Raw genomic sequence first — 11658 nt, 5'->3', positions numbered from 1 at the left:
GCACGCTGGTTTTAGCCCGTCGGTGATTGAATGGATGCGAGCAGTGCGGAGGCGTCGCGCTGCTTATACGCGCACCTCCAGCACTGGGATATCACGCCTTCTGCATGGCGTTTAACTGCCAGCTATCCACCTCGCATGAAATAGCAGTACCGTGGTTTTCGATGATTATCCAGTTCTGATCTGCTTCAGGGAAAATCCGCGAAGAGGCCACCCACGCACCGTCGTTAATAAATATCTCCAGCGAGGTGGTATCAGAGAATATATGTACCCGGGTCTGTGCCGAAAAAGCCCATTCAGAAGAACGCCGGGTGCCGTAGTCGGTATTAATGGGCTGGCCCGCATCGGTCCGGTCGAGCACAATTTGCTGGCGGCGGGCATCCAGCGTCAGCAGGGTTTTACGCTCCCCCGTTTCACTGGCGCGCAGCGCAAGGGTAATATTTTCAGTTATCGCGCCACTGAAGGTGATCACCGTTTCGCTTACCGCACCGCTGTAAAACGCACGCCGGGTAGCCCGTTCCAGCGTAAACTCATGCCGCTGATGCTCCCCACGCAGTTGCTGAAGCCCCGCGAACGGGCGCTGGTGCAGCCTGCCTGCCGAAAGCGTCAGTTCACGGGGGATGGTCAGCGTGCCGCAGTGCCCGTAATTTTCGCTCGGATAGCCCATTTCTGAAACACCCATCCAGCCGACTAATACCCGCCTGCCGTCGGGCGCGAGCAGCGTTTGCGTGGCATAAATATCAAAACCGTGATCGAGTATCTGCGCCGGTTGATGGTCAAAAGACAGGTTTTCTTTATTGAGTTTATTCCCCAGCAGATAATGCACGTCGTAAATATTCTGCCGCGTTTTATCCACGCACAGCCCCTGTGGGCAATAAATTAAGACGCCCTGCTCATCCAGTTCGAAATAATCCGGGCACTCCAGCATATAACCCGTCTCAACATCGTTAAGATCGATTTCCCCTTTCACCTGCCACGTCAGCGCATCGGCAGAATACAGCACCACGCAGCTGCCCTGTAAGTTTGTTTTTTGCGCGCCAATGACCGCGTAATAATGCCCGTCCTGACGCCATATTTTTGGGTCGCGAAAATGATCGGTATAACCCTGCGGCTGAGCGGATAACGCCGGAGGAAGTTGCCGGGTAAAATTCCCCTGTTTATCCAGCCGGGCAATCATTTGATAAGGCGTGCGCTGCCAGGCGGCATCACGGGTATTGCCGGTATAAAAGATGATCAGTTCATCCTCAACGGCAATCGCGCTGCCGGAATAGGGTCCGTGGCTGTCATAAACCGTTTCAGGTTCAATGAGCGGCCCCTGCGCGCGCCAGTTCACCAGATCGTCCGAGACCAGATGAAACCAGCCCTGATACCATACGTCAGCACAATAGCGCAGCGGGCTCCACTGATAGCACAGGTGATACTGACCGTTAAAAAAGCTAAACCCGTTGGGATCGTTCAAAAATCCGCTTTCTGGTTCAATATGGTAATGCTGGCGATAGGGCGAACCGGCGGTTAACACCTTTGCCTGGTCCAGGATCTCCTGCGGAATATCCGCATATCGTTGATAGCGTTTAATTTTTTGCATACTTTTACTTTGCCTTCAGTACGGCAATCTTGCCAAAAATACAGGTCAGTAGCGCTCCGGCAACCAGTGCCAGAAGATGCGCAATAATATAATTCATATGGCCATTATTCGCCGGATCGACAATGGTGATCCCCGGCAGCGCCGTGGTGCCGTAGCCAACCGCAGTCAGTTTTGAAATATACACCCAGGCCGCGCCTGTTGCTCCGGCCAGGCAACCTGCCAGCAGGGGAAAACGGTATTTTAGCGTCACGCCAAATAGCGCCGGTTCGGAGATACCAAACAGAATCGAGGTGAAAGCCGAAATACAGAGCGTATAAACCTGTTTATTCTTTCTGTGCAGCAGCATATAGCCAAGTACCGCCCCGCCCTGCCCCATTAAGGCCACCGACATTAACGGGTTGAGGAAGTCGCGACCGGTGCTGGCAAGAAGCTGCCCTTCGATGGCACCAAAAGTATGATGCAGGCCGGTAATAACAATTAACTGCTGGACCGCAGCAAAAATCATATAGCCGAAAATGCCCAGATATTCAGCCATCCACAGCAGGCTACCGGTAATAACTTCTCCCAGCATCCGCCCAAACGGGCCAATAATTGTGAATAACAGCAGAGAGGAAAGCAGGATAGTCAGCATCGGGGACAGGACAAATTTAATAATGTCCGGCAGCGTGCGGTTAAAAAACTTATCAAGCCAGGCGACGGTAAAGCCAATCATCAGCGCAATAATAATGCCGCCCTGAAAACCGACCAGTTCAACGGGCAGCCCCAGCAGACTGATGGTTTCGACGGTGGCATTGCCGGAGGCCGCGCTAAAAGCATCGACCAGCCCCGGATGCACCATGATGGCACCAATCGCCAGCCCCAGCGCCGGGCGTCCACCGTAGCGACGGGTTGCCGACCAGGCCACTACCATCGGCAACAGGGCGAAGATCCCCGATGACGCAATGGAGATAATTTTATTGATACCGGATATTTGCGGGAATATCTCAACGATGGTTCTGGCACCGAAAATCCCTTTAGTGGTCAACAACGACGTTAAACCCATCAGCAGCGCAGCGGCTAAAATAGAGGGCATGATTTCCACAAAAACGTCGGAGACTGACTTCACAAACCGCTGTAATATATTTTGCCGCTGCTGACTGACGTACTCGCTATTTTCAGCCAGTTGCAGTTTATCTTTCAGCGCCTGACACACGATATTTACCCGCCCTGCACCGTAAATAATCTGGAGCTGATCGCCAACGGTAAACACGCCTTTTACATGCTCCAGATGCTCAATCACGCCGGTTTGTATTTTTACATTATCAACCAGTACCAGGCGTAAACGCGTGGCGCAGTGGGTAACATGAGTAATATTTTCTTTACCGCCGAGCGCGACAATTAGCGCATCAAGTATATCCGGGCTGGAAAAATCATTTTTCATGGCAAACTCCTGCAAAATTATGATGCCCTTACTATAACTATGCGGTAAAAACGGTAGAATGGAAAAATGTCGACAGTTAAGGGAAGTTTGTTGCGTAAGGATATTTAACAATGAATTATTTATACAACAATTCATTTGCAAATGATTCACTCTATTTCTACTCATGCGGCTTTGATGCCACGGCACCGGGGCATACTTATGGCCCGACGGTGCGCAGCGGTTATATGCTGCATTATGTTCTTTCCGGTAACGGAATATTTACCAGCGGCGGGCAGGACTGGGCGCTGCATCAGGGCGACTTTTTCTTTATCGCGCCGGGGGAGATCATCAAATATGCTGCCGACGCCACGACGCCGTGGGCCTTTTTCTGGATGGGTTTTCGTGGTTCCCTGGTGACGAACTATTTACAGCGCTGCAAACTTTCACCGTCCAATCCGGTATTTCATGAAAACCAGGCTGGGATCATCAAGAATTTATTCAGCGAAATAATAGAAGTCTCTGTATTGAATTCAAATACCGATATTTTACTGACCGCAAAAATGACCGAAATGCTGTACTTACTGTGTCATAATTTCCCTGCCGACGAACCTTATATTCCGCGAAGCCCTAAAAGAATTGCCATTCAGGCCATGCAGTACATTCGTAACCACTATGACAGAAATATCAAAATTGAAGATATCGCGCGTTATTTAAATATCGACCGGACGTATCTCCACCGGCTTTTCAGCCAGCATTTTCAGCACAGCCCAAAAGAGTATTTAACTCGCGTCAGGCTGGACAAAGCCCAGGCGCTGTTGCTGAGCACTCAGTATTCGGTTGCCACAATTGCTTTCTCTGTCGGCTATCAGGATGCACTGCTGTTTTCTAAGGTGTTCCGTAACGCAACCGGACTTTCACCTACGGATTATCGCCAGCAGAAGCAAAGAAATGCCGCCCATCAGTCACCTGGGCGGCATGAGGAGATTACAACGGCTGCGTCTGTGCCTCAACGACCGCCAGCGCCACCATATTAACGATGCGGCGCACCGAGGCGATGGGGGTTAAGACGTGAACGGGTTTCGCTAAAAAGCGTATATGTTCATTTCAGAAATCAAAAAAAATTCGAACATAAATATTGTCGGGTTTATAGCTGATAAGACGTCTATATCTTAATTATGTTCAGAGATGATTAGCGTTACGTTATTCAGACTTGCTCCGCGACGGTATGAGAAAGTAAAAATCATGCCAGCAAATAAATTTTGCCAATGCATTTTCGGTGTAAATATAAATATATTCTTAATTATCCCGGCCCGCATCTACATATCATCCTCAGTCCTTTATAACTGTTAAACCTTTTTTATGATTTTGCCTCCGGCAGAAGGATCTGAAAATGAGCGGAAAACCGGCAGCCCGGACGGGCGACATGACAAAATACGGCGGCCCCGTTATTCAGGGCTCTGCCGGGGTGCTCATTGGCGCCCCTACCGGCGTGGCCTGCTCGGTGTGCCCCGGCAGCATCACCTCCGGCAGCCCGGTCAACCCCCTCACCGGGGCGAAGGTCCTCCCCGGCGAGACCGACCTTGCCCTGCCCGGTCCCCTGCCGTTCATCCTCTCCCGCACCTACAGCAGCTGGCGCACCCCGACGCCCGCACCGGCCGGGCTGTTCGGCCCCGGCTGGAAGGCACCCTTCGATATCCGCCTGCAGGTTTGTGAGCGTGAACTGATACTCAGTGACAGCGGCGGGCGGAGCATTCACTCTGAGCCCCTGTTTCCCGGCGAAATCAGCTACAGCCGCAGCGAATCTTTCTGGCTGGCACGCGGCGGGGTGGCGGCGCAGCCCGCCCCGCAGCCCTTAAGCCCGCTCTGGCAGGCCCTGCCGGAAGTCCTGCGCTACTCGCCGCATGTTTACCTGGCCGCGAGCAGCGCGCAGGGCCCGTGGTGGGTTCTCGGCTGGCCTGAACGGGTCCCGGGGGCGAATGAGACCCTGCCCGCGCCGCTCCCCCCGTACCGGGTGCTGACGGGGCTGGCGGACCGCTTCGGGCGCACGCAGGCTTAACCGGCACCGGCTGGTCCGTTACATGCGGATACAGCACGATGAGCCACAGGTGGAAAGCCGCTATATTTACGACCCGCTGGGGCGGCGGACAGGCAAACGGGTGTGGCGGCGTGAACAGGACCTGACGGGATGGATGTCGCTGTCGCGCAGGCCGGAAGTGACGTGGTACGGCTGGGACGGGGACCGGCTGACGACGGTGCAGACGGACAGAAGCCGTGTGCAGACGATATACCTGCCGGGAAGCTTCACCCCGCTCATCCGCACCGAAACAGAAAACAGCGAACGGGAGAAAGCCCGCCACCGGCGCCTGGCGGAAGTGCTGGCGCAGGACACCGGCGTCACCCTTCCCCCGGACCTGACGGTAATGCTGGACCGGCTGGAGGCAGAGCTGCGGCAGAGCCGGGTGAGTGAGCAAAGCCGGGCGTGGCTGACACAGTGCGGCCTGACCGTGGAGCAGATGGCCGCGCAGCTGGAGCCGGAACACATCCCGGAGAGAAAAATCCACCTGTACCACTGCGACCACCGGGGCCTGCCGCTGGCGCTTGTCAGCCCGGACGGGAGCACGGCATGGCGGGCGGAGTATGATGAGTGGGGCAACCTGCTGAATGAGGATAACCCGCATAATCTGGAGCAGCTCATCCGGCTCCCGGGCCAGCAGTACGATGAGGAGTCGGGGCTGTACTACAACCGGCACCGGTATTATGACCCGTTACAGGGAAGGTACATCACCCAGGACCCGATTGGGCTGGCGGGTGGGTGGAATTGTTATGCATATCCGTTAAATCCTATAAGATTTATAGATCCGTTGGGCTTAGCTCAAGTCTGTTCAAGGCCACTCAAAGGTTCGAGAGGCTTTAGGACAAATGGTATGACAGGCCTCGACCTGGGCGTTTTCCATGCACATATATTCTTTGAAGATGGTACTAATATTGGCTATGGTGGTGATAGTGGGTTATTTAGTGAACCTAAAACTAGTGATTATACTTGTAATAAAGAGAAGTATGACGATGAGACAATGAAAAAAGCGGTGAAGGCAGTCAAAAACGAACCTGATAACCTATTATTTCCTGATGGAAGTAAACAATATGGAAATGATAATTATGGATTTATAGTAAATAATTGCCAGGACTTTGTAAGCGATGTCCTGGACGAATATAAAAGAATAAAAGGCGCGAAGCAATGAAGTTTTTTATAAAAATTGTTATTGCCGATGTGTTTATATTATTAATTCAAGCTATGCTACTGTTTCTTTGGATTTACAAACAAGAAGATTATCCAGCCCTGGGGGTATTAATCTATTTTATTTTTACGATAAAAGATAAAACTATTTTATTTTTAAACCCGCCGATATTAATTTTCACGTTATATATACATCTATTTTTAAAGCATAAAACAGGCGATTCAATATTGAAATATTCAATAGTTGGCATTTTGAATTTCATCCTTTTATATTGCATATCCTGGATTGAAATGCTCATGTTAGTGAGTTTAAAATTTAAAGTTTAAAGTTCCAATGCAGATCTCCAGGCGAAAGGGCTGTAGTGACCTGAACTAAAAACCGGAAGTGACATGGTACGGCTGGGACAGCGACAGGCTGACCACCACGCCTCGCATGGTGCGCGGAGTTTAATGTATGGGAGAATATGCTGCGGGAGGATAACCCGCATAATCTGGAGCAGCTCATCCGGCTCCCGGGCCAGCAGTACGATGAGGAGTCGGGGCTGTACTACAACCGGCACCGGTATTATGACCCGTTACAGGGAAGGTACATCACCCAGGACCCGATTGGGCTGGCGGGTAGATGGAATTTTTATCAGTACACCATTAACCCAGTGCAGCAGGTGGATCCGTTGGGGCTAGATATTTGGATTGAAAATCAAGGTCCAGGCGAACCCGCGTTACATCAAAGTGTGAATGTAGGGGCACCTGATGGTAGCTATAACTCCTACAGTTACGCTATGGGCTCTTTCCCCCACGGCGAGGTTTATAATGATGTAAAACATGGGGGGAAAATTGAAATGTACAAAAAAACCACCAAAGAGCAGGATGAAACTTTTGATAAAGCGATGAAAGCTCAATTAGGAGAACATGGCTATTACGGATATGACGATGTTTGCCGTAGTTGGAGTCGGCGTCAATTTGAATCAGCTCCAGGAAATCAGGAAAACCCACCGAAGCGTAAAAACGTCGTAGTTATAATGGGGGGATTTGATTTGTCATCAAAAGGGAGTAGTACGACAGGTAGCGGGACTTCTCGATGAGGGTATTGATATTTATTCTTGGATTGTTTTTTTCTATCATTGCATGGGTTTCTGATAATATTACTGTAGTGAATGAATGCAGTTACTACACACTATTTATTATAGCTTTGGCTGCAGTTTTTTTATCCATGCTCTCATGGCGCTATTTGTTTTTAAAACGAGGTTGGCTATGGTTTCTTTCCTTTTTATTCATATTTAATGGAGTGAGCATTATTGTAGACATATTCTATCGTTTGTATTTCATCAATAAGTGCCCTCCTTTCCTCTGAGCGAATTATTAATGGAGTGATTAAAAAACGGACCACAATCTCATGCTCTCCCTATAATACTCTTCCGGAACAAAATTACTGGAGAATATGCCTCAGGTTTAGTTTCTAAATGTACTGCAGATAATGCAGATAAAGCCTCAAATAAGGACAAAAAATGATTGATTTATTTTTTTAAAAAGAGCGTCATAATATTAATACGACGTTATTCATTACGTCATATCTTATTTTTTCTTTCACTAATTCAATCTCTGTCATTGTAATGATTAGCATGGTCAATTATTTTATTGGCGAAGAATTTTATTCAGGTGAAAAATTAACACTAAAGACATTTATAGAAATAAGCATAGCTGGCGCTTTTACTATGCTATATGCCTTTGCACACATCTACTCCAACAGGAGCAAAGTTATAAACACGATTAAAGAAGGGATCTTAAAAACCGATAAAAAATGAACATAAGTAATATCCTGGACGCAAATTTACTGTATTCACAAAATCAAAAATAATCTCCTGTGGGCCAAAATATCGTTGATAAATGCCAGACACACATTGCATCTGGCATTTCAGGACAAAACTTACAACGGCTGCGTCTGTGCCTCAACGACCGCCAGCGCCACCATATTAACGATGCGGCGCACCGAGGCGATGGGGGTTAAGACGTGAACGGGTTTCGCTACGCCCATCAGTACCGGGCCGACGGTGACGCCTTCGGAACTGGAAACGCGTAGCAGGTTGTAGCTGATGCGCGCCGCTTCCATATTCGGCATGACCAGAATATTGGCTGAGCCTTTCAGCGGGCTGTCCGGCATCAGTTCGTTGCGGATGCTTTCCACCAGCGCGGCATCGCCGTGCATTTCACCATCAATCATCAGCTCTGGATCGCGCTCGCGAACCAGCGCCAGGGTGTCACGCATTTTGGTGGCTGCCGCACAGTTTGAAGATCCAAAGCTGGAGTGCGATAGCAGCGCTACGCGCGGTTCAATACCAAAGCGGCGCACGGTTTCCGCTGCCATCAGGGTAATTTCCGCCAGTTGATCCGGGGTTGGATCCTCATTGACGTAGGTATCGGCAATAAAGGTGTTACCGCTCGGTAGCAGCAGCGCATTCATCGCCCCCGCCGCGTGGACGCCTTCACGATAGCCGAAGATCTGCTGGATCACGCTGAAGTGCTCGTGGTAGTTACCAATAGTGCCGCAAATCATCGCGTCCGCTTCACCACGCTGTACCATGATCGCACCGATTACCGTCGTGTTGCTGATCACCGCCCGCTGCGCCTGTTCCTGGGTGATGCCCCGGCGCTTCATGATGTTGTAATACTCCATCCAGTACTCTTTAAAGCGCGGGTCGGACTCGTTGTTGACGATTTCGAAGTCAACGCCGGGTTTGATTTGCAGCCCCAGCTTCTGAATGCGCATTTCAATGACGTTCGGACGCCCGACGAGGATCGGCTTCGCCAGCCCCAGCGAAATCAGCTCCTGGGTGGCGTGCAGGACGCGGTTGTCTTCCCCTTCTGCCAGCACCACCCGTTTTTGCTCACTGCGCGCCTGGGAGAAGATCGGCTTCATAAACAGATTGGTTTTGTAGACGAATTCGCTGAGCTTATCGACATAGGCATCAAAGTCGGTGATCGGACGCATCGCCACGCCGGAGTCCATCGCCGCTTTTGCCACCGCCGGGGCGATTTTAACAATCAGACGTGGATCGAAGGGTTTCGGGATCAGATATTCCGGGCCAAAACTCAAATCCTGATCGCCATAAGCCGACGCCACTACTTCACTTTGTTCGGCGTGAGCCAGTTCCGCAATAGCGTTGACCGCAGCCAGCTTCATCTCTTCATTAATAGCGGTGGCACCGACATCCAGCGCGCCACGGAAGATGAACGGGAAGCACAGCACGTTGTTCACCTGGTTCGGATAATCCGAACGGCCGGTGCAGATGATGGCATCCGGGCGGACTTCTTTCGCCAGCGGCGGCAGGATCTCCGGTTCCGGGTTCGCCAGCGCCAGGATCAGCGGCGCGCGGGCCATTTTTTTAACCATTTCCGGGGTCAATACTTTCGGGCCGGAGCAGCCGAGGAAAATATCTGCGCCTTCGATCACGTCGTCGAGGCTGCGCTTGCCGCTGTCTTCCACCGCGTAGGCAGCTTTAGTTTCCGCCATATTGGCTTCGCGGCCTTTGTAGATCACCCCTTTCGAGTCGCAAACCACAATATTGTGTTTTTGCATCCCCAGCGCCACCAGCAGGTTCATACAGGCGATGGCCGCCGCGCCCGCGCCGGAAACCACCATCCGCACGTCAGAAATCGTTTTCTCGACCACGCGCAAACCGTTCAGAATGGCAGCGGTGCTGATAATCGCGGTGCCGTGCTGATCGTCATGAAAAACCGGAATATTCATTCGCTCGCGCAGCTTCTTCTCTATATAGAAGCATTCGGGCGCTTTAATATCTTCGAGGTTGATGCCGCCGAACGTCGGCTCCAGCGCCGCCACGACGTCAATCAGCTTATCCGGGTCCAGCTCGTCCACTTCGATATCAAAAACGTCAATCCCGGCAAACTTTTTAAACAGAACGCCCTTGCCTTCCATCACCGGCTTGCCCGCCAGTGCGCCAATATTGCCCAGTCCCAGCACTGCCGTGCCGTTGGAGACGACCGCGACCAGATTGCCGCGCGCGGTGTATTTATAGGCCGCCAGCGGATCCTTTTCGATTTCCAGACAGGGAGCGGCAACGCCCGGCGAGTAAGCCAGCGCCAGATCGCGCTGGGTAGCCAGCGGTTTAGTAGGGGAAACCTGAATTTTCCCCGGAACGGGGTACTGGTGGAAATCGAGAGCGCTTTGTTTCAACTGATCATCCATCTTCTTGTTCCTTTTATGTATCGGACTAAAAGGTGATCCTGATGCTCACCTGTAGGACAGCGCCTAGTATCGCCCCAGATGACATCCTAAACTTTGAAGGCCGCCATACTCTCGCTATCTCAAAATACAAATTTTTAACAAATACAAAACGAAGTCGTTGCGTCTCTCGCCAGCAATACCCTCCCCGTCTGCTATGCTTTTTTGTTATGCACATTGTGTTTTACCAGAAGTGCGAGCCTAAGCACTCGTATAACTTATTGCTTTTTAAGGAGTATCCAATGAACCAGCTAGACGGCATAAAACAGTTCACTACCGTCGTGGCTGACAGCGGTGATATTGAATCGATTCGCCACTACCAGCCTGAAGACGCCACCACCAACCCTTCCCTGCTGCTGAAAGCGGCGGCGCTGGACCACTTCGCGCATCTGATTAAAGACGCGCTTGACTACGGTAAGCAGCGCGGCAAAACCCAGGAGCAGCAGGTGGCAGAAGCCAGCGACAAACTGGCGGTCAATTTCGGTGTGGAAATTCTGAAAAGTATTCCGGGCCGCGTCTCCACCGAAGTGGACGCCCGCATCTCTTATGACAAAGAAAAGAGCATCGCTAAAGCGCGCCACCTGGTGAAGCTGTATGAAGATCAGGGCATTGATAAATCGCGCATTCTGATCAAGCTGGCCTCGACCTGGGAAGGCATCCGCGCGGCGGAAGAGCTGGAAAAAGAAGGCATTAACTGCAACCTGACGCTGTTGTTCTCCTTTGCCCAGGCGCGTGCCTGTGCCGAAGCGGGTGTATTTTTGATTTCGCCTTTCGTCGGGCGCATTTACGACTGGTATCAGGCCCGCAAGCCGATGGACCCGTACCGCGTGGATGAAGATCCGGGCGTGAAATCGGTGCGTAATATTTACGACTATTACAAGCAGCATCGCTATACCACCATCGTCATGGGTGCCAGCTTCCGGCGCACCGAGCAAATCCTGGCGCTGGCGGGCTGCGACCGTCTGACCATCTCCCCGGATCTGCTGCAGAAATTGCAGGACAGCGAAGAGCCGGTTGAGCGCAGGCTGGTCCCCTCCTCCCTGACGTTCCATCGCCCGACCCCAATGACCGAAGCCGAGTTCCGTTGGGAGCATAACCAGGATCCGATGGCGGTTGAGAAACTGTCTGACGGTATCCGTCAGTTCGCCGTCGATCAGCGCAAACTCGAAGATTTGCTGGCCGCTAAACTGTAACTTATTGTC

4 protein-coding genes and 5 pseudogenes are annotated in these 11658 nt (G+C 51.4%); 5 read left to right on the top strand and 4 right to left on the bottom strand.

Annotated elements, in window-relative coordinates; genetic code table 11:
- Nucleotides 1–91: 91 nt before the first annotated feature.
- Together RT197_RS16250 and RT197_RS16245 are read right to left on the bottom strand one after the other, a co-directional pair.
- Complete coding sequence (locus RT197_RS16250) at nucleotides 92–1582, bottom strand: sucrose-6-phosphate hydrolase (RefSeq protein WP_312952190.1); 1491 nt, start codon at nucleotides 1580–1582, stop codon at nucleotides 92–94.
- A gap of 4 nt (nucleotides 1583–1586) precedes the next feature.
- The gene (locus RT197_RS16245; protein WP_312952189.1) at nucleotides 1587–3002 is read right to left on the bottom strand and encodes a PTS transporter subunit EIIC; all 1416 of its coding nucleotides are present in this window, start codon (nucleotides 3000–3002) and stop codon (nucleotides 1587–1589) included.
- A 110-nt stretch (nucleotides 3003–3112) separates the two neighbouring features.
- On the opposite strand from RT197_RS16245, the pseudogene RT197_RS16240 reads away from it, so the two are divergent.
- A pseudogene (locus RT197_RS16240) lies at nucleotides 3113–3907 on the top strand (AraC family ligand binding domain-containing protein); the annotation flags it as partial.
- Nucleotides 3908–3965: 58 nt separating this feature from the next.
- On the opposite strand, the pseudogene RT197_RS22035 reads toward RT197_RS16240, so the two are convergent.
- Nucleotides 3966–4067 (bottom strand): annotated as a pseudogene (locus RT197_RS22035) (phosphate acetyltransferase); the annotation flags it as partial.
- Nucleotides 4068–4371: 304 nt separating this feature from the next.
- Between RT197_RS22035 and RT197_RS22030 the strand changes: the two are divergent.
- The 3 pseudogenes from RT197_RS22030 to RT197_RS16230 form a co-directional block, all read left to right on the top strand.
- A pseudogene (locus RT197_RS22030) lies at nucleotides 4372–5031 on the top strand (DUF6531 domain-containing protein); the annotation flags it as partial.
- Nucleotides 5032–5035: 4 nt separating this feature from the next.
- Nucleotides 5036–6220 (top strand): annotated as a pseudogene (locus tag RT197_RS22025) (RHS repeat-associated core domain-containing protein); the annotation flags it as partial.
- 427 nt (nucleotides 6221–6647) lie between these two features.
- A pseudogene (locus tag RT197_RS16230) lies at nucleotides 6648–7298 on the top strand (RHS repeat-associated core domain-containing protein); the annotation flags it as partial.
- A gap of 842 nt (nucleotides 7299–8140) precedes the next feature.
- Here RT197_RS16230 and maeB read toward each other — a convergent pair.
- A complete protein-coding gene (maeB, locus tag RT197_RS16225; protein ID WP_312952187.1) occupies nucleotides 8141–10420 on the bottom strand; it encodes an NADP-dependent oxaloacetate-decarboxylating malate dehydrogenase in 2280 nt (759 codons plus the stop codon).
- 278 nt (nucleotides 10421–10698) lie between these two features.
- On the opposite strand from maeB, the gene tal reads away from it, so the two are divergent.
- A complete protein-coding gene (tal, locus tag RT197_RS16220) occupies nucleotides 10699–11649 on the top strand; it encodes a transaldolase (RefSeq protein ID WP_312952186.1) in 951 nt (316 codons plus the stop codon).
- Nucleotides 11650–11658: the final 9 nt, after the last annotated feature.

Source organism: Superficieibacter sp. (assembly GCF_032071645.1).
GTDB lineage: Bacteria > Pseudomonadota > Gammaproteobacteria > Enterobacterales > Enterobacteriaceae > Superficieibacter.
The sequence above is the reverse complement of the archived record's forward strand: the minus strand, read 5'-3'. Positions and strand labels throughout refer to the sequence as shown.

Bases quoted from the DNA above. Each gene is read 5' to 3' on its own strand.
- RT197_RS16250 (WP_312952190.1), bottom strand. From the start codon at position 1,582: ATGCAAAAAATTAAACGCTATCAACGATATGCGGATATTCCGCAGGAG.
- RT197_RS16245 (WP_312952189.1), bottom strand. From the start codon at position 3,002: ATGAAAAATGATTTTTCCAGCCCGGATATACTTGATGCGCTAATTGTC.
- maeB (WP_312952187.1), bottom strand. From the start codon at position 10,420: ATGGATGATCAGTTGAAACAAAGCGCTCTCGATTTCCACCAGTACCCC.
- tal (WP_312952186.1), top strand. From the start codon at position 10,699: ATGAACCAGCTAGACGGCATAAAACAGTTCACTACCGTCGTGGCTGAC.